The following is a 20,674-nucleotide window of genomic DNA, read 5'->3' on the forward strand; positions in this document are numbered from 1 at the left end:
TGCGCCATTGCTCCTAAAGATATAGCTACTCGCGCATGATGGATAAGCGCTAGCAGCCATTTTTGTTCAAATTTTTACCTTCCCGCCATGTCCCTGACCCTCACCCGTTCCGACTTGATCCGCAGCGCCAACTTCATCGCTGGCGAATGGACCGTGGCCACCGGCGCCCGGCTTGAAGTGACCGACCCCGCCACCGGCGACACCATCGCTTCCGTGCCCGACTCCGGCGCTGCCGAGGCGCTGGCGGCCCTGGACGCCGCGCACGCCGCATTCCCCGCGTGGCGCAAGGTGCCTGCCAAGCAGCGTGCCGCCATCATCAAGCGCTGGAACGACCTGGTGCTGGCCCACCAGGACGACCTGGGCAAGCTCATCTCGCGCGAGCAAGGCAAACCCCTGGCTGAGGGCAAGGGCGAAGTGGCCTATGCGGCCAGCTACATCGAATGGTTTGGCGAAGAGGCCACGCGCATGAACGGCGAGGTCATTCCCGCCCCGGTGCCGGGCCGCCGCATGTTTGCGCTCAAGGAGCCCGTGGGCGTGGTGGCTGCGATCACGCCCTGGAACTTTCCGGCGGCGATGATCGCGCGCAAGATCGCCCCGGCCCTGGCCGCTGGCTGCACCGTGGTGTGCAAGCCCGCTGAAGACACTCCGCTGACGTCGTTGGCACTGGTGTTGCTGGCACACGAGGCCGGGGTGCCGCCGGGTGTGCTCAACATCGTCACCGCCTCACGCCAGAACACGCCCGCCGTGGTGGATGTGTGGCTCGACGACAGCCGCGTGCGCAAGATCACCTTCACGGGCTCCACCCCTGTGGGCAAGCACCTGGCGCGCCGCAGTGCGGACACGCTCAAGAAGCTGTCGCTCGAACTGGGTGGCAATGCCCCCTTCATTGTGTTTGACGACGCGGATGTGGATGCGGCCGTGGATGGCTTCATGGCCGCCAAGTTCAGGAACGGCGGCCAGACCTGCGTGTGCCCCAACCGGGTGTTTGTGCAGCGCAATGTGTTCGATGCGTTTGCCACCCGGCTCACGGCCCGCGTGGCGGCGCTGAAGGTGGGCCCGGCGAGCGACCCGGCCTCCCAGATCGGCCCCATGATCAACGACCGCGCGGTGGAGAAGATCGAGCGCCATGTGAATGACGCCGTGGCCAAGGGGGCGAAGGTTCTCACGGGTGGCAAGCGCCTGGCCGAACTCGGTGCTACCTACTACGCACCCACCGTGCTCACTGGCGCCGACGCCACCATGGCCTGTGCCTGCGAAGAGACTTTTGGCCCCGTGGCACCGCTGACCGTGTTTGACGACGAGGCCGAAGTCATCGCCGCCGCCAACGACACGCCGTTTGGCCTGGCGGCCTACTTCTACAGCCAGAACGTGCGGCGCATCTGGCGCGTGGCAGACGCGCTGGAGTCCGGCATCGTGGGCATCAACGAAGGGGTGCTGGCCGCAGAGGCCGCGCCGTTTGGCGGGGTGAAGGAGTCGGGCTATGGGCGCGAAGGCTCAACGCATGGGCTGGACGACTACCTGCACACCAAATATGTCTGCCAGGGACAGCTCGATTGACGTTCTTCAGGCGTTGCAGAACCGGTTTTCAAGCGGGCTGTGCAATGGGTTTTGCAACGGGCTTGGCGGCCGCTTCAGCCGCCAAGCCGCGGCACAGGGTGAGCATGTCCAGGTCGGGGTTGTAGGCGCCCGTTTTTACATCCATGAGGCCCAGCACCGAGTGAAAGTAGTGGTCATGCGTGACGCGGCGTTCGGCCAGGTCCCGCTGCAGGCAGGCCGTGGGTGCGCCTGTGCGCGCCTGCATGGCAGGCGACAGCCAGGTGATCCAGGGCACGTGTTTTTGCACGTCGGGCGCAATGCTGTAGGGCAGGCCGTGCAGGTAGAGGTTGTTCTCGCCCAGTGATTCGCCGTGGTCTGCTACATAAACCATAGCTGTCTGCGCTTTATCTTCCTGCGCTGAGAGCCATTTGAGCACCGAGTCGAGGAAAAAGTCCGTCTCGAGGATGCTGTTGTCATAGGCGTTCACCACCTGCTGGCGCTCGCATTCCTGCAATGCGGTCGAGGTGCACTCGGGCAGGAATTTCTTGAGGTCCTGCGCAGAGCGTTTGGAATACGCCGGCCCGTGGCTGCCGATCTGGTGCAGCACCACCACGGTGCCGCGCTGGCGTTGTTCGGCGGGCAGTGCGGCTATGCGCGCATCCAGGTCTTTCAGCATCACGCGGTCCAGGCATTCGCCGCTGGTGGGGCACAGGGCGGGGTCTTTCAGCGTGGATGTGTTGACGTCGCCAAGGCGGTCGCACACGCCCTTGCAGCCGGACTGGTTGTCCACCCACAGCACGGCCAGGCCCGCATGGTGCAGCACGTCGATCAGGCTCTCGAAGTTGGCTGCGCGCGCCTCGTAGCCCGTGCGGCCCAGGTGCGAGAACATGCAGGGCACGGATGCGGCGGTGCTGGTGCCGCACGACCAGGCGTTGCGGGCGCTGATGAGGTCGGCGCGGGCCGCGAGCAGCGGTGTGGTGTTGCGTTCGTAGCCGTTGATGCCGAAGTTGCCGCTGCGACCGGTTTCGCCCAGCACCAGCACCAGCAGCGGGGGCTTGGCCTGGCCTGCATAGCTGGCGCCCAGCTGCGCATCGCGCCCCAGGGGCAGCAGCTTGCTGGTGTCCATGCGCAGGGGCTTGGTGGCGATGTTGCCCAGCGCGTACACGCTGTTGAGCGGGTTGATGAGGTAGCGCAGCTTGGTGTGGTTGCGCATGGTGGAGGCGAAGTCCTGGAACACCAGCAGCAGGCACACCACGATGATGGCGATGGAGCCCGCCAGCAGCAGCCCGTTGTGCGCCGCGTGGCGCAGCGGGCTCAGCCGCTGCACGCGGCGGCGCAGCAGCCACAAGAGCGGAGGCACCGCCAGCGCCAGCACGGTGGCCAGCATGCGTGCGTTGAGCAGGTCGCCTGCCTCGTGCACATCGGTTTGCAGCACGTTGGTGAGCATGCTGGCGTCGATGGCCACCCCGTAGGCCAGCATGAAATACGCGCCGAACGCAGCCATCACCACCAGCACGGCGGCGGCAGGCTTAAGCGTCCAGCGCCAGGCCAGCAGGGTGAGCAGTGCGGCATTGCCCGCGGCCACGATGAGCGCAAACGCGATCGCAAAGCCCCAGCCGCGCAGGCTGCCCTGGCCGGGCAACTGCGCCACTTCGCGCCACAGCGGCACGTTGCAGGCCGTGGCCAGCCAGGTGCTGATGAGTACCACCACCCAGGCGGGGTGCAGGGCGCGTGTTGCGGTGGAAGCAGGCTGGGGCGGGGCGCCCGTGGCCAGGTGGGGAAGCAGCAGGCGCTGCAGGATCAAAGGCATGGGGCGCACTGTGGCGCCCGAGGCTTAAGGCCGCATTAACATTTGCTCAGAAGTGGGGGAACTGAGGCCCCGCAGAGCCCTGCCGCCCTTGAAGGGGGCCCGATCTGCCGCTGTTGGTGGGCCAGCCTGCCTATGCCAAGGCAGCGGCGTGGTGCTGCAGGTGGTCGGCCACGAAGCTCTGCACAAAGTAGTAGCCGTGGTCGTAGCCCGCGTGGCGGCGCAGGCTGAGTGGCTGGCCGATGGCCTGGCAGGCGGCCTCGAACAGGTGCGGATGCAGTTGCTCGGCCAGAAACTTGTCGGAGAGGCCCTGGTCGATGAGGATGCCCGCAGGGTAGGGCGCGACCGGCTGGTGCTGCATGAGCACCGTGGCGTCGTGCTCGATCCATCCCGTGCGGTCTGCGCCCAGGTAGCCCGTGAAGGCTTTCTCGCCCCACGGACACTGGGTGGGCGCGCAGATGGGGGCAAAGGCCGACAGGCTCTGGAATCGGCCCGGGTGGCGCAGCGCCAGCGTGAGCGCGCCATGCCCGCCCATCGAGTGGCCGGTGATACCCAGGCGGGTGCCGTCGATGGGCAACTTGGCCGAGACCAGCGGCAGCAGCTCCTTCAGAAGGTAGCTCTCCATGCGCCAGTGGGTGCGCCACGGCGTTTGCGTGGCGTCCAGATAGAAGCCCGCGCCCACGCCGAAGTCCCAGCTGTCGGCCTCGCCCGGCGCGTTGGCCCCGCGTGGGCTGGTGTCGGGTGCGATGAGTGCGAGGCCCAGTTCGGCGGCCAGGCGCTGGGCGCCGGCCTTGACCATGAAGGTCTCTTCGGTGCAGGTCAGCCCCGCCAGGAAGAGCAGGGCAGGCACGGGACCTTGCTGCGCCTGCGGGGGCAGGAACACCGAGAACTTCATCGGCAGCCCGATCTCGGTGGAGGCGTGCTGGTAGAAGCGCTGCTCGCCGCCGAAGCAGGCGTGGCTGCTGAGGAGTTCCAGGGAGGTGGTCATGGTGGGTGCTCTGAAATGAATAGCTGTTGGCGCTTGTTGTACAAGCGCTGGAGGCTGTTTTTGCCTCAAACGCCCGTCCGCTGTGCAGGTTCAGGCAGCGTACTTGACCACGGAGCGGATGGACTTGCCTTCGTGCATCAAATCAAACGCTTCGTTGATGTCCTTGAGGCCCATGGTGTGGGTCACGAAGGGCTCCAACTGGATCTTGCCCGCCATCGCGTCTTCGACCATGCCGGGTAGCTCGCTGCGGCCCTTGACGCCGCCAAATGCCGTGCCCAGCCACTTGCGGCCGGTGACGAGCTGGAAGGGGCGGGTGCTGATCTCTTGCCCCGCACCTGCCACGCCGATGATGACCGACTGGCCCCAGCCTCGGTGCGCGCATTCCAGCGCCGCGCGCATCACATTGACGTTGCCGATGCACTCAAAGCTGTGGTCCACGCCCCAGGTGGTCATCTCGACGATGACCTGCTGGATCGGCTTGTCGAAGTCCTTCGGGTTCACGCAGTCGGTGGCGCCAAAGGTGCGGGCCAGGTCGAACTTGGAGGGGTTGGTGTCCACGGCGATGATGCGGCCCGCCTTGGCCAGCTTGGCACCCTGGATCACGGCCAGACCAATGCCGCCGAGGCCAAACACGGCCACCGTGTCGCCCTCCTGCACCTTGGCGGTGTTCTTCACCGCGCCCAGGCCCGTGGTCACGCCGCAGCCCAGCAGGCAGACCTGCTCGGGGTTGGCCTGGGGGTTGATCTTGGCGAGCGACACCTCGGCCACCACGGTGTATTCGCTGAACGTGCTGCAGCCCATGTAGTGGTAGATCGGCTGGCCGTTGTAGCTGAAGCGGGTGGTGCCGTCGGGCATCACGCCCTTGCCCTGCGTGGCGCGCACGGCCACGCACAGGTTGGTCTTGCCGCTCGTGCAGAACAGGCACTCGCCGCATTCGGCGGTGTACAGCGGAATCACATGGTCGCCCGGCTTCACGCTGGTCACGCCTTCGCCCACTTCCACCACGATGCCGGCGCCTTCATGGCCCAGCACGACGGGGAAGAGGCCTTCGGGGTCGTCACCGCTGAGCGTGAAGGCGTCGGTGTGGCACACACCGGTGTCGGTGATCTTGATGAGCACTTCGCCCTTCTTGGGGGGGGCCACGTCGATTTCGACGATCTGCAGGGGTTCTCCGGCTTTGAAGGCGACGGCGGCGCGGGATTTCATGGGGTGGTCCTTTCAGTCAATCGGTAGGGGGTGGGCTGTCTATTTGAGGTACGAGCGCAGTAGCGACAGTGTTTCATCCACGGCCTGCTGCGATGGCGCAGGCTTTTCCGCCAGGATCTCGCGCACATGGCTGTCCAGCAGGTCGGCCATCAGCCCGTGCACGGCGCCGCGCATGGCGGCGAGCTGCTGCAGGATGGGGGCGCATTCGCTGCCGGCTTCCACGGCACGCTCCAGTGCCTCGGCCTGGCCTTTGATGCGGCGCAGGCGGGTGACGGCGCGTTGCTTGTCTTCAGCGGTGTGGGGCATGGGGAACAGGGGCGTCAGGCTGGCGCGCGGCGCTTGCTGTCTGCGGGTGTTGAATGTACTGGGGTGTAGTATAGATCGATGGCGCTTATGGATAAATCGCTAGCGGCCATAAATTCCTATTTACTAGGGGGTAGTATGGGTTGATCTGCTCCTTGAGACTGACTCCCAGGGGCATGCAAAATTGCCCACTGCGAGCCGATTCGCCATGAAAAAAGCCCGCAGGCACTGCCTGCGGGCTTTGTGGGTGCGGTGGACGGCGCGGGGCGCCGTGCCGATCAGCGCTTGGCCAGTGGCGGCACGTCGCGGCGCTCGGAGCCGGTGAACAGCTGGCGTGGGCGGCCGATCTTGTACTCGGGGTCGCCGATCATTTCGTTCAGCTGGGCGATCCAGCCCACGGTGCGGGCCAAGCTGAAGATGCCGGTGAACAGGTTCACAGGGATGCCGATGGCGCGCTGCACGATGCCGGAGTAGAAGTCCACGTTCGGGTAGAGCTTGCGCTGCACGAAGTAGTCGTCTTCCAGGGCGATCTTTTCCAGTTCCTTGGCCAGCTTGAACAGGGGGTCGTTTTCCAGGCCCAGTTCGGCCAGCACTTCATTGCAAGTCTCTTGCATGAGCTTGGCGCGCGGGTCGTAGTTCTTGTACACGCGGTGGCCAAAGCCCATGAGCTTGACGCCGGAGTTCTTGTCCTTGACCTGCTTGATGAAGTCGCCGATCTTCTCCACGCCGCCTTGGGCCTGGATGTCGTACAGCATGTTCAAGGCAGCTTCGTTGGCGCCACCGTGGGCGGGGCCCCACAGGCAGGCCACGCCAGCTGCGATGGCGGCAAACGGGTTGGTGCCCGACGAGCCGCACAGGCGCACGGTGGAGGTCGATGCGTTCTGCTCGTGGTCTGCGTGCAGGATGAAGATGCGGTCCAGCGCGCGTTCCAGCACGGGGTTGACCTTGTACTCTTCGCAGGGCGTGCCGAACATCATGCGCAGGAAGTTGCCGGCGTAGGACAGGTTGTTCTGCGGGTACATGTAGGGCTGGCCCACACCGTACTTGTACGCCATGGCCACCAGGGTGGGCATCTTGGCGATCAGGCGGATGGCTGCGATCTCGCGGTGCTGCGGATTGTTGATGTCTGTGCTGTCGTGGTAGAAGGCCGACAGGGCGCCGACCAGGCCGGTCAACACGGCCATCGGGTGCGCGTCACGGCGGAAGCCACGCAGGAAGAACTGCATCTGCTCGTTGACCATGGTGTGGTTGGTCACGCGGCTGGTGAAGTCGGTCTTCTGCGCTTCGTTGGGCAGGTCACCGTACAGCAGCAGGTGGCAGGTTTCCAGGAAGTCGCAGTTCTGGGCCAACTGCTCAATGGGGTAGCCGCGGTACAGCAACTCGCCCTTGTCGCCATCGATGTAGGTGATGGCCGATTGGGTCGCTGCCGTCGACAGGAAGCCCGGGTCGTAGGTGAACATGCCCGTCTGCGCATACAGCTTGCGGATGTCGATGACGTCCGGGCCGATGGTGCCCTGGTAGACCGGCAGGTCCACGCTGGGGCCGCCGTTACTGAACGACAGGGTGGCTTTGTTGTCAGCTAGCTTCATTGTTACTTTCCTTGGGTGGGTTGCCGATGATGATCCGGTCTTGGGGCATGCAGACGGGGGTATCAGGCGTGAACCGCCAGAGCACCGCCACTTTGTCGGAGCATGCCAAGCACTTCGCGCGCTTCTTCCGTGTCTTGCTCGCCTGCGGGCTCACGCCGCCGCAGCAGCAGGTCCAGCAGGTCGTTGTCCGCCAGGTCCATGAGCTCGCGCATGCCCTGCGCATGGCGCTGGGTCAGCATGGGCTCGTAGCGGGCGAAGAACTGTTCGATGAACAGATCGTTCTCCAGCAGGCCGCGCCGGCAGCGCCAGTGCAGCTTGCTCAATTCACGCTCGTCCAGCAGCGGCGAGGCTGCTGCTGGGGCAAGGGATATGGTGGAAAGGTTTTCCATGGCTGGCCTGGCGTTGCGGTGCAGATCGGGGTCAGACGGCGCGGCGCACCATCAGTTCCTTGATCTTGCCGATGGCCTTGGTGGGGTTCAGGCCCTTGGGGCACACGTCCACACAGTTCATGATGGTGTGGCAGCGGAACAGGCGGTACGGGTCTTCCAGATTGTCCAGGCGCTGGGCCGTGGCGTCATCGCGGCTGTCGGCGATGAAGCGGTAGGCCTGCAGCAGGCCGGCAGGGCCCACGAACTTGTCAGGGTTCCACCAGAAGCTGGGGCAGCTCGTGGAGCAGCTGGCGCACAGAATGCACTCGTACAGGCCGTTGAGCTCGTCGCGCTCTTCGGGGGACTGCAGGCGTTCGCGGTCCGGGGCCAGTTCTTCGTTGATCAGGTAGGGCTTGATCGAGTTGTACTGCTTGAAGAACTGCGTCATGTCCACGATCAGGTCGCGGATGACTGGCAGGCCGGGCAGGGGCTTCAGAACAATGGTGCCCTTCAGGGTGTTCATGTTTGTCAGGCAGGCCAGACCGTTCTTGCCGTTGATGTTCATGGCGTCCGAGCCGCAGACGCCTTCGCGGCACGAGCGGCGGAACGACAGCGTGGGGTCTTGTTCCTTGAGCTTGACCAGTGCGTCCAGCAGCATGCGTTCGTGGCCGTCGAGTTCGATCTCGATGGTCTGCATGTAGGGCTTGGCGTCCTTGTCCGGGTCGTAGCGGTAGATTTGGAATGTGCGTTTTTGCATGGTTCTTCTCTCGTGGGGCTACTGTTTAGAACGTACGGACCTTGGGGGGCACGCTGTCCACCGTCAGGGGCTTGAGGTTGACCGGCTTGTAATCGAGGCGGCTGCCTTCGCTGTACCACAGGGTGTGCTTCATCCACTCCTTGTCATTGCGGCCCAGCGGGAACTCTGCATGGTCTGCAGGGTGCTCGTAGTCATACACGGTGTGGGCGCCACGGCATTCCTTGCGGGCAGCGGCCGAGACCATGGTGGCCTGCGCCACTTCGATCAGGTTGTCCACTTCCAGTGCTTCGATGCGGGCGGTGTTGAACACCTTGGACTTGTCCTTCAGGGTCACGCTGCCCACGCGGCTGCGGATCTCGGCGATCTTCTGCACGCCTTCGTCCATGCTGACCTGGGTGCGGAACACGCCAGCGTGCTGCTGCATGGTGGCGCGGATGTCGCCCGCCAGGTTCTGCGCGTAGATGCCTTCGTTCGACTTGTCGAGCTGGTTCAAGCGCTCCAGGGTGCGGTCGGCCGCATCCTTGGGCAGGGGCTTGTGTTCCTTGTTCTTGTTGTTGAACTCGACGATGTGGCGGCCAGCGGCCTTGCCAAAAACCAGCAGGTCCAGCAGCGAGTTGGTGCCCAGGCGGTTGGCACCGTGCACCGACACGCAGGCGCATTCGCCCACCGCGTACAGGCCGTTCACCACGGAGTTGTTGATGCCATTGGCCTGCGTCACCACCTGGCCATTGATGTTGGTCGGCACGCCGCCCATCTGGTAGTGGATGGTGGGCACGACGGGGATCGGTTCCTTGGTGATGTCCACATTGGCGAAGTTGACGCCAATCTCGTACACCGACGGCAGGCGCTTGTGGATGGTGTCCGCGCCCAGGTGGTCGAGCTTGAGCAGCACGTAGTCCTTGTTGGGACCGCAGCCACGGCCTTCCTTGATTTCCTGGTCCATCGAGCGGGACACGAAGTCGCGCGGGGCCAGGTCCTTCAGGGTGGGCGCGTAGCGCTCCATGAAGCGCTCGCCATTGCTGTTGAGCAGGATGGCGCCTTCGCCACGGCAGCCTTCGGTCAGCAGCACGCCCGCGCCGGCCACGCCGGTGGGGTGGAACTGCCAGAACTCCATGTCCTGCAGCGCGATGCCAGCACGTGCCGCCATGCCCAGGCCGTCACCGGTGTTGATGAAGGCATTGGTCGATGCCGCAAAGATGCGGCCCGCACCGCCGGTGGCCAGCAGCACGGTCTTGGCTTCCAGGATGTACAGGTCGCCAGTTTCCATTTCCAGGGCGGTCACGCCCACCACGTCGCCGTCGGCGTCGCGGATCAGGTCCAGGGCCATCCATTCGACGAAGAAATTCGTCTTGGCCTTCACGTTCTGCTGATACAGGGTGTGCAGCATGGCGTGGCCGGTGCGGTCAGCGGCGGCGCAAGCGCGTTGCACGGGCTTTTCGCCGTAATTGGCCGTGTGGCCGCCAAAGGGGCGCTGGTAGATGGTGCCGTCGGGGTTGCGGTCGAACGGCATGCCGAAGTGTTCCAGCTCATACACGACCTTGGGTGCTTCGCGGCACATGAACTCGATGGCGTCCTGGTCGCCCAGCCAGTCGGAGCCCTTGATGGTGTCGTAGAAGTGGTAGTGCCAGTTGTCCTCGGACATGTTGCCCAGGGATGCACTCACGCCGCCTTGTGCCGCCACGGTGTGCGAGCGGGTGGGGAACACCTTGGACAGCGAGGCCACGTTCAGGCCTGCGCGGGAGAGTTCAAGCGCGGCACGCATGCCGGAGCCGCCTGCGCCGACGATGACGACGTCGAACTTGCGCTTGGTGATGTTAGCGTTGGTGTAGCTCATTATTTTTTGCCTTCAGTCGTGGGATTCAGAGACGCCACAGAACCTGGATACCCCAGCCAGCACAGCCGACCAGCCAGACGATGCTGAACACCTGCAGCGCCAGGCGCAGGCCCACGGGCTTGATGTAGTCCATCAAGACTTCACGCAGGCCGATCCAGGCGTGCCAGGCCAGCGCAATGATCACGGAGAAGGTCAGCACCTTCATCCACTGGGCCGAGAAGATGCCGGCCCATTTGTCGTAGCCGATGGGGCCCTTGGAAAAAATGACCTGGGCCAGCAGGGCCAGGGTGAACAGGGCCATCAGAATGGCCGTGACGCGCTGGCTGAGCCAGTCGCGCAGGCCATAGTGGGCGCCGACGACGACGCGCTTGGAACCGTAATTGACGGACATGGGAATTTCCTCTCGTTCTTCGGTGGACACTGCCTGGCAGCAGCCACCGTTTTATGGGTTGATCAGTACAGGCCGAAGAGCTTGGCGCCCAGCACCAGAGCCAGCGTGATGCTGATCGCGAGCACCGCCAGGGCCGAGGTCTTGCCGAATTCCTTGTTCACTGCGCTGTGGCTCACATCCATCCACAAGTGGCGCAGGCCGGCGGTGAAGTGGTGCAGGTAGGACCAGATCAATGCCAGTGCCACCAGCTTGATGAACCAGCCGGGCACGAAGCCGATGCCGATATTGAAGGCCGCCGTGAACCTGGCGAACGAGATTTCGGACGACACCGACGTGTCGAACATCCAGATGATGAAAGGCAGCAGCAGGAACATGATCAGCCCGCTGCCGCGGTGCAGGATCGAAACCCACGCTGCAGGCGTCATGCGGTAGGTGGTCAGGTCCTTGAAGGCATTGATGTTGCGGAATTCAGGCCGTTTTTTGGCGAGTTCTGTCATGTTGTGTGCTTTCGTGGATGTAACTGCTTTGTAATTTGAAGATGCAAAGAACGCAAAATTCTATTGCAACGCAACAAGAAGAGTTTGCTCTAGCCTCAATGTTCTACGTTTCCGCTCGGTTGCCAGGGTGGTGTCAGCTCAATTCGTTACGGTAGTGGTGGGTGTCGGTCAGGTACAGGCCGCGCCGTAACTCCATCGGAACGTCGTTGTAGGTGTAGGCAATGCGTTCCACGCTCAGCAGCGGCGTGGCCTGCGGGATCTGCAGCATGGCCGCCTGTTCGGCGTCAGGCAGCACGGCGCGTATTTTCTCCTCGGCGCGCACCATGCGCACGCCGAAATCGAGCTCGAACATGGCGTACGTTGGGCCCTGGTAGTTCGCCAGCTGGTCTGCCGTCAGCCCTTTGAAAGCCTGGCCGGGCAGCCAGATGTCCTCGAGGATGGTGGGCACGCCCGCAAACGATAGAACCCGCCGTGCCTGGATCACCGGATCGGCACTGCGCAGCGCCAGCGCACGCGCCACGTCGGCGCTGGCACGCATGCGCCGGCAGTCGATCACCTGGCGCTGTGCGGGACCCTCCACGCGGACGTCGCCGGTGTCGGGCATGAGCTTGAGGAAGCGGTACTGCACATGCTGCTCGGCATGGGTGGCCACGAAGGTCCCCTTGCCCTGGCGCCGCATCACGAGGTTTTCGGCCGCCAACTCGTCGATGGCCTTGCGCACCGTGCCCTGGCTCACCCGAAAGCGGGCGGCCAGCTCCATCTCGCTGGGGATCGATTCACCGGGTTTCCATTCACCCTGCTGCAGGCTCTGCAGGATGAGCCCCTTGATTTGCTGGTACAGCGGGCTGAACGCGGGCGTGGCAGAGCCTGCGCCCGCCGAAGGCTGCGCAGGGTTGTCGGCGTTGAGCGGAAGCGAGGACATGGCGATCGGGAAAAGGGCGGGCCGCACACGAGGTGATGTGCGGGCTGTGTCAGGGTGTCAATCATATCTTATATAAGACATAAGACAAATTGACCGAGGTGCTCAATCAGCGGTACACTCCAAGGCTGTTTTGCGGGGCACGGGCTGCTGGTAACAGGCGCTGGTGCTTGCGTTGCACTCACACCTGTTTTCCTCACTTCCCTGGAGTTTTCACCATGAGCAAGAAGCCTGTTCGCGTCGCCGTCACCGGTGCCGCTGGTCAAATCGGTTACGCCCTGCTGTTCCGCATCGCCTCCGGCGAAATGCTCGGCAAGGACCAGCCCGTCATCCTGCAATTGCTCGAAGTGCCGGTTGAAGGCCCCCAGAAAGCGCTCAAGGGCGTGATGATGGAGCTGGACGACTGTGCATTCCCCCTGCTCGTTGGCATGGAAGCCCACAGCGACCCCATGACCGCGTTCAAGGATGCCGACTATGCCCTGCTGGTGGGTTCGCGCCCACGTGGCCCAGGTATGGAACGCGCCGAGCTGCTGGCCGTCAACGGCGCCATCTTCACGGCACAAGGCAAGGCACTGAACGCCGTGGCCTCGCGCAACGTGAAGGTGCTGGTGGTGGGCAACCCTGCCAACACCAATGCCTACATCGCCATGAAGTCGGCACCTGACCTGCCACGCAAGAACTTCACCGCCATGCTGCGCCTGGACCACAACCGCGCTGCCAGCCAAGTCGCTGCCAAGACCGGCAAGGCCGTGGCCGACATCGAAAAGCTGACCGTCTGGGGCAACCACTCGCCCACGATGTACGCCGACTACCGCTTCGCCACCATCAACGGCGAAAGCGTCGCCAAGATGATCAACGACCAGGAATGGAACGCCAACACCTTCCTGCCCACCGTGGGCAAGCGCGGTGCCGCCATCATCGAAGCCCGTGGCCTGTCTTCGGCTGCCTCGGCTGCCAACGCTGCCATCGACCACATGCGCGACTGGGCCCTGGGCACCAACGGCAAGTGGGTCACCATGGGCATCCCATCGGACGGCCAGTACGGCATTCCGAAGGACACCATGTTCGGTTTCCCCGTCACGTGCGAAAACGGCGAATACAAGATCGTTGAAGGTCTGGAAATCGACGCTTTCTCGCAAGAGCGCATCAACATCACGCTGGCTGAGCTGCAAGGCGAGCAAGACGGCGTCAAGCACCTGCTGTAAGCCAGGTGAGCGCAATGCAGCCGACGCTACAGGCATCGGGCCTTCGGGCCGCCCGGGTCCCCGCGCAGGGGCAGGGCGCTGCGCCACCCCATCCCCGCGATGTGCTGCTGGGCGCCCAGGCGCAGACAGGCTTTCTGCCGGTCTGTGACCACTACAGCGGCGTGGAAGCGCGCATGCGCAAGAGCCTGCAACTGCAGGCCGAAATGATGCAGGAGTTCGGTACCTGCGTCTTTGATGTCACCCTCGATTGTGAAGACGGCGCTCCCGTTGGGCTGGAGTCCGACCACGCGCGGCTGGTTGCCAATCTGGCGCTGGGGGCTGCACCGGGCGCCCGAGTGGCCGCACGGGTCCACGCGGTGGACCACCCGGCTTTTGCCAATGATGTCGCCACGATAGCGGGCGAAGCGGGCCACAGGCTCAGCCACCTCATGGTGCCCAAGGTGGAGTCGGTGGACGATGTGCTGCAGGTGGAACGCGCGCTGGAGCAAGCATCAGCGGGCCAGGTGCCGATCCACGTCCTCATCGAATCCCCTGCGGCGGTGCACCGTGCTTTCGAGATTGCCGCCCACCCCCGTGTGCAGAGCCTGAGTTTTGGCCTCATGGACTTTGTGTCGGCCCATGGTGGCGCCATCCCTGCGCAGGGCATGACTTCGGCAGGACAGTTTTCGCACCCGCTGGTGGTGCGTGCCAAGCTGGAGATCGCTGCCGCCTGCCATGCCCACGGCAAGGTGCCATCGCACTGTGTGGTGACGGAATTTGCCGATACGGCGGCCATGCAAGGCGCTGCCAGCCGGGCCGCGCGCGAACTGGGCTACACCCGGATGTGGAGCATCCACCCCGCACAGATCCGACCCATCCTGCAGGCGTTTGCGCCCCAGCAGGATGACATTGAAATTGCTTCAAAAATAGTAGCTTTTGCCGCTGATTCTGATTGGGCTCCCATCAGTTTTGAGGGCACTTTGCATGACCGTGCCAGTTATCGCTTTTACTGGCAGGTGCTGGAGCGCGCCCACCGTACCGGGCGCGCACTTCCTCTCGCCGTCCGCCATTGGTTTGGCGCGTCGGTCTCCGTTCCGTTGTGAACATTCCTGAACTCTTCCACGCTGGACCTTCCATGAAATCTTTTATCGCCTCTGCCCTGATGCTGCTGGCTCCGGCCCTTGCCATGGCGCAAACCCCCGCCAAGACCGAACCCAAGGCAGAGACCAAGGCAGAGACCAAGGCCGCTGCAAAACCTGCGGCGAAGTCCGCCCCAAAGGCTGAAGCGAAGTCTGCCAAGACGGCGGACAAGGCCTCTGCCACCAAAAAATCCACCGAGGCCAAAACGGAAGGCACCAGCAGCCGCACCCAGCTCAAGAGCGCAACCAACCAGGTGGCGGCCGGCATCATCGCCGCAGAGGCTGCTCTTTCGCCTGCTGAGCTGGCCATCGCCGAACGCGTGCATGTGGGCCGCATCCCCTGTGAACTGGGGGCCTTCGTCACTGTCACGGCCGAGCCCGCAAGCCCCGGTCACTTCCATGTGGAAGGCAAGGGCTTCAAGTATTTCATGGCCCCGGTGACCACCACCACGGGCACGGTGCGCCTGGAGGACCAGAAGGGCGGCGCGGTCTGGCTGCAGATCGCCAACAAGTCCATGTTGATGAACCAAAAGCTGGGCCAGCGCCTGGCCGACGAATGCATGAGCCCGCAGCAACTGGTGGTGGCTGAGGCCATCAAGAAGAACCCGCCTGTGAGCGTGCTGGAACCCCTGAAGTAAGCCGTCGCCTGGCGCCGCACCACCGAAGAAAAAACCGCACAACCTTTGCGCACGCAGGCGACCCGGCCGTTGAAATCGCCACCGCACTGCGCGCCGCCCCACTTTAGAACGCAACCGGAGAAAAATGATGTTGAAAGCCTACCGTGACCATGTGGCCGAGCGCGCTGCCCTCGGCATTCCACCCCTGCCGTTGAGCGCCAAGCAGACCGCGGAACTGATCGAGCTGCTCAAGAACCCGCCTGCCGGTGAAGAAGCCACGCTGGTGGACCTGATCACGCACCGCGTTCCCGCCGGTGTGGACGACGCCGCCAAGGTCAAGGCCAGCTACCTGGCTTCCGTGGCCCACGGTACCGAGGTGTGCACGCTGATTGGCCGCGAGCGCGCCACGCAGCTGCTGGGCACCATGCTGGGTGGCTACAACCTCACCCCCCTGATCGACTTGCTGGACGATGCGGCCGTGGCCTCTGTCGCCGCCGAAGCGCTCAAGAAGACGCTCCTGATGTTCGATCAGTTCCATGATGTCAAGGAAAAGGCCGACAAGGGCAACACCTTCGCCAAGTCCGTGCTGCAAAGCTGGGCCGATGCCGAGTGGTTCACCAGCCGCCCCGAAGTGCCCCAGAGCATCAAGCTCACCGTGCTCAAGGTCACCGGCGAAACCAACACCGACGACCTGTCGCCCGCCCCCGACGCCTGGAGCCGCCCCGACATCCCGCTGCATGCCCTGGCCATGCTCAAGAACAAGCGCGACGGCATCACCCCCGAAGAAGATGGCAAGCGCGGTCCCGTGAAGTTCATCGAAGACCTGCGTGCCAAGGGCAATCTCGTGGCCTATGTGGGTGACGTGGTTGGTACGGGTTCGAGCCGCAAGTCCGCCACCAACAGTGTGCTGTGGTTCACGGGCGAAGACATCCCGTTCGTGCCCAACAAGCGCTTCGGCGGCGTGTGCCTGGGCAGCAAGATCGCCCCCATCTTCTACAACACCATGGAAGACGCCGGCGCACTGCCCATCGAGCTCGACGTGAGCCAGATGAACATGGGCGACGAGATTGAACTGCTGCCCTACGCTGGCAAGGCGCTCAAGGATGGCAACGTCATCGCCGAATTCGAAGTCAAGAGCGAAGTGCTGTTTGACGAAGTGCGCGCTGGCGGCCGCATTCCGCTGATCATTGGCCGTGGCTTGACCACCAAGGCCCGCGAGGCCCTGGGCCTGCCTCCTTCGACGCTGTTCCGCCTGCCGCAAGTGCCTGCCGCCACTGGCAAGGGCTTCACCCTGGCGCAGAAGATGGTCGGCCGCGCCTGCGGCCTGCCCGAAGGCCTGGGCGTGGTGCCCGGCACGTACTGCGAACCGCGCATGACCTCGGTCGGCTCGCAGGACACCACCGGCCCCATGACGCGCGACGAACTGAAGGACCTGGCCTGCCTGGGCTTCAGCTCCGACCTAGTGATGCAGTCCTTCTGCCACACGGCCGCCTACCCCAAGCCCGTGGACGTGAAGATGCACCACGAGCTGCCCGACTTCATCAGCACGCGCGGCGGCATCTCGCTCAAGCCCGGCGACGGCATCATTCACAGCTGGCTCAACCGCATGCTGCTGCCCGACACTGTCGGCACCGGCGGCGACTCGCACACCCGCTTCCCCATTGGCATCAGCTTCCCCGCAGGCTCCGGCCTGGTGGCGTTCGCTGCCGCCACGGGCGTGATGCCCCTCGACATGCCTGAATCGGTGCTGGTGCGCTTCAAGGGCAAGATGCAGCCGGGCGTTACGCTGCGCGACTTGGTGCACGCGATTCCGCTGTACGCCATCAAGGCCGGCCACCTCACCGTGGCCAAGCAGGGCAAGAAGAACATCTTCTCGGGCCGCATCCTGGAAATCGAAGGCCTGCCGGACATGAAGGTTGAGCAGGCGTTCGAGCTGTCCGACGCATCGGCCGAGCGCTCTGCTGCCGGCTGCACGGTGCGCCTGAACAAGGAACCCGTGATCGAGTACATCAACTCGAACATCGTGCTGCTCAAGAACATGATCGCCCAGGGCTACGCTGACCCACGCACCATCGGCCGCCGCATCAAGGCCATGGAAGCCTGGCTGGCCAACCCCCAGCTGCTTGAACCCGATGACAACGCAGACTACGCCGCCATCATCGAGATCGACCTGGCCGAGATCACCGAACCCATCGTCTGCTGCCCCAACGACCCCGATGACGCCAAGACGCTGTCGGACGTGGCCGGTGCCGCGATCGACGAAGTGTTCATCGGTTCGTGCATGACCAACATCGGCCACTTCCGCGCAGCCTCCAAGCTGCTCGAAGGCAAGAAGGACATCCCCGTCAAGCTGTGGATGGCCCCGCCCACGAAGATGGACGCGCACCAGCTCACCGAAGAAGGCCACTACGGCGTGTTCGGCGCGGCCGGTGCCCGCATGGAAATGCCCGGCTGCTCGCTGTGCATGGGCAACCAGGCGCAGGTGAAGGAAGGCGCCACCGTGATGTCCACCAGCACGCGCAACTTCCCCAACCGCCTGGGCAAGAACACCAACGTCTATCTGGGCTCGGCTGAACTCTCGGCCATCTGCTCCAAGCTGGGCCGCATTCCTTCCAAGGAAGAGTACCTGGCCGACATCGGTGTCATCAACCAGAACGGCGACAAGATCTACCAATACCTGAACTTCGACAAGATCGCCGAGTTCAAGGACGTGGCGGATGGCGTGACCGCTTGATCTTTTCCGTGCGGGATTGATCAATCCAGAAAAGCGGCTCCTCGGGGCCGCTTTTTTCATGGTGTTGCACACGCGCCTCGCCGTCTGTCTTGTCACGTCTTTGCTGCGGAAATGACATTTATTTGTCATGCAAATGACATGATTGGCTCCCATGCTTTGCCCATAACAACAAAAGAAATGGAGGGACATCCATGGCAAGAGAGAACAACCCCGAAAAGGCAGACACGTTGGGCAAGCGCTTGGGGATGCTGTTGTTCAGCGCGCTCTTCGCGCTGGCCTTTGGCCTGGGGGGATACTTCGCGGGGCTTCAGCCCCTGGTGCAAACACTCCGTGCGGCGCTGGAGGTGCACAGCTGGCAACCGGTGGTGGCACAGGTGCTGGGCTCCGAGCTCAAGCGCCATACGTCCAGCGATGGCACCACCTACCAGGTGCACGCCCGTTACCGCTACGAATTCGGGGGGCGGCAGTACGAAGGCACCCGGGTGGGGCTCGACCCCGAAGTCGGTGCCGACAACATCGGCGACTGGCACCAGCGCTGGCACGGGCTGCTGCAAAGCGCCCAGTCCCGTGGGCAGCCCATCACCATCATGGTCAACCCGCAGGTGCCCTCGCAGGCCCTCATCGACCCGTCCATCCGCTGGGCGCTGCAGATGTTCCGCGTGCCCTTTGCCCTGGTCTTCACCGGCGTGGGGCTGGCGGCGGCCTGGATGTTCCTGCACACCCTGCTGCGCCTGGTAAAGGGGGCGGAAGACGTGGAGGAGGGCACCTCGCCCACGCCCCAGCCAAAGGCCTCTGCCGGCACCTCGGCGGGCGCCGCCTGGTTTTTCACGCTCTTCTGGTGTGGCATCGCCTTCCCCATGGCTGGCATGCTCTGGACCAGTGGCAACGCCCCCTGGTACGCCAAGGCCTTCATTTCGATCTTCGTCATGGTTGGCCTGGGGCTGGTGGCCTTGTCGGTGCGCCAGACCCACCTGGCCTGGCGCTATGCCGGTGCGGCCCTCAGCGTGCAGCCCGCGCGGCCGCGCGCGGGGCACCCGGTCGAGGTCGCGCTGCTGCTGCCCCTGCGGGCCGCCACCCACCAACAGGAGCAAAGTCCGCAGCTGCGCCTGGCGCAGTACCGCGTGGACGAGTCAAGCTCGGGCTCGCCCGAGCGCTGCGTGGAATCCTTCACAGAGTCGGCGCGCTTGCAGCCCACGGCCGATGGGGGGCTGCGGCTGGTGGCACGCTTCGATGTTCCTGCCGATGCTCCCCCGCACGGCGCGCAACGCTCGGGCGAGCGCGTGGACTGGCGCCTGGAGCTGCTGCACAGCCCCGGCGGCACGGCGGAGCTGACCTATGACTTGCCTGTCCAGGCCGCACCACAGACTTTTGCCAGCGAACTGCCCGATCGCTTTGACCGGCGCGCTGCCTGGAAGCTGGTGACGCCGATTGCACCCCTCAGCGAGCACGGGGAGGAAAGCGAAGACTCGTTGCCTCTGCCTCCTTCTGTCACGCTGCAGGAAACGCCCCACGCCTGGCACTACGCATTCAGCCAGACCGGCTGGCGCTGGGCCGCTGGCCTGGTGCTCGCTGGGCTGGCGCTGGAGGCCGCCATCAACGGCCGCCTGGGTACCCATGGGCAGGTACTGCCGCGCTCCTTCATGGCAGCTACGGCGTGGTGGGTCTTGGTGGCCTTTGCCCTGCATGCCGCCACACGCCGCTGGGCGCTGTCCGTGCAGGACGACGGCATCACTGTGCACCGGCACTCGTGGCTATGGACCCGCACCCAGACCTTGCCGGGCCAGGCCAGCCAAAGTTTGGTGCACAAGCTGCTGTACGCGACCGGCAGTGGTGCCAGCGAGCACCCTTATTCCGCGGTGTATGCACGCGGAGCCGACGGCACTCTTGTGCGGATCACGCCCGGCCTCAGTGGTGGCGGTGCCGCCACCGCCGTGGGCCAATCCATCGCCCAAGCCTGGGCGCACCGCCGGGTCCATTTCAGCCCCGGGGCACAACGGCGCGCGCGGACTGGGCAGTCGCGCCCGGCTTGGGGTGCACTGCTGCTGGCCGCTGTGCTCGCAGGGTGGATTGGGGGGCCACCGCTTGCAGGCCTGGCACGCCCAGCACCGGCCGGGAAAGTGGCTGCGCCCGCTGCCCCAACGCCACCCACCTCTTATTCCGCTTTAGACGGCCCGCTGCTTGACGCGCAGAACGCGGATGATGCCCGGGCCCTGAGCGCAGCCCTGGCCGCAGGCGCCAACCCCAACCTGCTCGCACCCAGCGGCTCGTCCCTGCTCATGCTGGCGGCCCACCGGGGGCAACTGGAGCACATCGAGCTGCTGCTGCGTGCAGGCGCGCTGCCTGACCTGCGCCAGACGCAGAAAGACAGCGAGCGTGGCGACACCGCACTGCTGCGGGCCTTCTACGGCGGCCACCTCGCTGCCGCCCAGCGCCTGGTGCAGGCCGGGGCCAGCCTGGCAGCCCGCAACCGGTGGGACTGGGGGCCGGTGCACATGGCGGCGCAGAGTGGTTGTGTGCCCTGTTTGCAGTGGTTGTCCGAGCAAGGGCAGTCTCTGGATGAGCCCGCGCCCGCAAGCCGGGGCGAGACGCCAGCGATGCTGGCCGCCGCCAAGGGGCGCGTCCAGGCCCTGGAGTGGCTGGAGGTGCGGGGCGTAGACCTTTGGCGCCAGGACCCTTACGGCAAGAACGCGCTGGATTGGGCGCGGTTTGGCAAGCAGCAGGACGCGGAGCGCTGGCTGGTGCAGCGCCAGCGCTGACGTGAGCGCTGGCCTCAATCAAAAGGTGGTCGGGGGAGGGCCCCAGGCG

The 20,674-nt window shown here is 64.6% G+C and carries 17 protein-coding genes; 6 read left to right on the forward strand and 11 right to left on the reverse strand.

All coding sequences use genetic code 11. From position 1 onward, the window contains the following. The first annotated feature begins 87 nt into the window (after positions 1–87). Positions 88–1,557 (forward strand): NAD-dependent succinate-semialdehyde dehydrogenase, encoded by a 1,470-nt coding sequence (locus tag ASE52_RS00605; protein WP_057222993.1) that lies wholly within the window; start codon positions 88–90, stop codon positions 1,555–1,557. A 28-nt stretch (positions 1,558–1,585) separates the two neighbouring features. Here the strand turns inward: ASE52_RS00605 and ASE52_RS00610 are convergent, their stop codons facing one another. From ASE52_RS00610 to ASE52_RS00660, 11 genes are all read right to left on the reverse strand, one after another. Next, positions 1,586–3,346, reverse strand: coding sequence for a phosphoethanolamine--lipid A transferase (locus ASE52_RS00610; protein ID WP_057222996.1), 1,761 nt, complete (start codon positions 3,344–3,346; stop codon positions 1,586–1,588). A 130-nt stretch (positions 3,347–3,476) separates the two neighbouring features. Beyond that, a complete protein-coding gene (gene fghA, locus ASE52_RS00615; RefSeq protein ID WP_057222998.1) occupies positions 3,477–4,331 on the reverse strand; it encodes an S-formylglutathione hydrolase in 855 nt (284 codons plus the stop codon). A 90-nt stretch (positions 4,332–4,421) separates the two neighbouring features. Beyond that, positions 4,422–5,537: an S-(hydroxymethyl)glutathione dehydrogenase/class III alcohol dehydrogenase gene (locus ASE52_RS00620; RefSeq protein ID WP_057223006.1), complete on the reverse strand. Its 1,116-nt coding sequence runs from the start codon at positions 5,535–5,537 to the stop codon at positions 4,422–4,424. A 39-nt stretch (positions 5,538–5,576) separates the two neighbouring features. Next, positions 5,577–5,843, reverse strand: coding sequence for a metal/formaldehyde-sensitive transcriptional repressor (locus ASE52_RS00625; RefSeq protein WP_010460183.1), 267 nt, complete (start codon positions 5,841–5,843; stop codon positions 5,577–5,579). 275 nt (positions 5,844–6,118) lie between these two features. Next, the gene (locus ASE52_RS00630) at positions 6,119–7,429 is read right to left on the reverse strand and encodes a citrate synthase (protein WP_010460185.1); all 1,311 of its coding nucleotides are present in this window, start codon (positions 7,427–7,429) and stop codon (positions 6,119–6,121) included. A gap of 62 nt (positions 7,430–7,491) precedes the next feature. Next, positions 7,492–7,818, reverse strand: coding sequence for a succinate dehydrogenase assembly factor 2 (locus tag ASE52_RS00635; protein ID WP_057223016.1), 327 nt, complete (start codon positions 7,816–7,818; stop codon positions 7,492–7,494). Positions 7,819–7,849: 31 nt separating this feature from the next. Next, the gene (locus ASE52_RS00640; RefSeq protein WP_010460189.1) at positions 7,850–8,554 is read right to left on the reverse strand and encodes a succinate dehydrogenase iron-sulfur subunit; all 705 of its coding nucleotides are present in this window, start codon (positions 8,552–8,554) and stop codon (positions 7,850–7,852) included. Positions 8,555–8,579: 25 nt separating this feature from the next. Then, on the reverse strand, positions 8,580–10,388 hold the full coding sequence (sdhA, locus tag ASE52_RS00645; RefSeq protein WP_010460190.1) for a succinate dehydrogenase flavoprotein subunit: 1,809 nt from the start codon (positions 10,386–10,388) through the stop codon (positions 8,580–8,582). A 25-nt stretch (positions 10,389–10,413) separates the two neighbouring features. Further along, the gene (gene sdhD, locus ASE52_RS00650) at positions 10,414–10,779 is read right to left on the reverse strand and encodes a succinate dehydrogenase, hydrophobic membrane anchor protein (RefSeq protein WP_010460192.1); all 366 of its coding nucleotides are present in this window, start codon (positions 10,777–10,779) and stop codon (positions 10,414–10,416) included. Between the two features lie 62 nt (positions 10,780–10,841). Beyond that, on the reverse strand, positions 10,842–11,276 hold the full coding sequence (sdhC, locus tag ASE52_RS00655; protein WP_010460194.1) for a succinate dehydrogenase, cytochrome b556 subunit: 435 nt from the start codon (positions 11,274–11,276) through the stop codon (positions 10,842–10,844). Positions 11,277–11,409: 133 nt separating this feature from the next. Further along, positions 11,410–12,198 carry a GntR family transcriptional regulator gene (locus ASE52_RS00660; protein ID WP_057223018.1) on the reverse strand — a complete coding sequence of 263 codons (789 nt, stop codon included), beginning with the start codon at positions 12,196–12,198 and terminating at the stop codon, positions 11,410–11,412. 215 nt (positions 12,199–12,413) lie between these two features. Between ASE52_RS00660 and ASE52_RS00665 the strand changes: the two genes are divergently transcribed. From ASE52_RS00665 to ASE52_RS00685, 5 genes are all read left to right on the forward strand, one after another. Further along, on the forward strand, positions 12,414–13,400 hold the full coding sequence (locus ASE52_RS00665) for a malate dehydrogenase (RefSeq protein ID WP_010460198.1): 987 nt from the start codon (positions 12,414–12,416) through the stop codon (positions 13,398–13,400). Between the two features lie 14 nt (positions 13,401–13,414). Further along, positions 13,415–14,482: an aldolase/citrate lyase family protein gene (locus ASE52_RS00670; protein WP_241776887.1), complete on the forward strand. Its 1,068-nt coding sequence runs from the start codon at positions 13,415–13,417 to the stop codon at positions 14,480–14,482. Positions 14,483–14,514: 32 nt separating this feature from the next. Then, positions 14,515–15,156, forward strand: a complete 642-nt coding sequence (locus tag ASE52_RS00675) for a hypothetical protein (protein WP_057223020.1) — start codon at positions 14,515–14,517, stop codon at positions 15,154–15,156. 127 nt (positions 15,157–15,283) lie between these two features. After that, the gene (gene acnB, locus ASE52_RS00680; RefSeq protein WP_010460204.1) at positions 15,284–17,869 is read left to right on the forward strand and encodes a bifunctional aconitate hydratase 2/2-methylisocitrate dehydratase; all 2,586 of its coding nucleotides are present in this window, start codon (positions 15,284–15,286) and stop codon (positions 17,867–17,869) included. Positions 17,870–18,060: 191 nt separating this feature from the next. After that, complete coding sequence (locus tag ASE52_RS00685) at positions 18,061–20,625, forward strand: ankyrin repeat domain-containing protein (protein ID WP_057223021.1); 2,565 nt, start codon at positions 18,061–18,063, stop codon at positions 20,623–20,625. Positions 20,626–20,674 lie beyond the last annotated feature (49 nt).

Origin of the sequence: Acidovorax sp. Root275 (genome assembly GCF_001428965.1) — a bacterium.
Taxonomy (GTDB): Bacteria; Pseudomonadota; Gammaproteobacteria; order Burkholderiales; family Burkholderiaceae_C; genus Acidovorax; species Acidovorax radicis.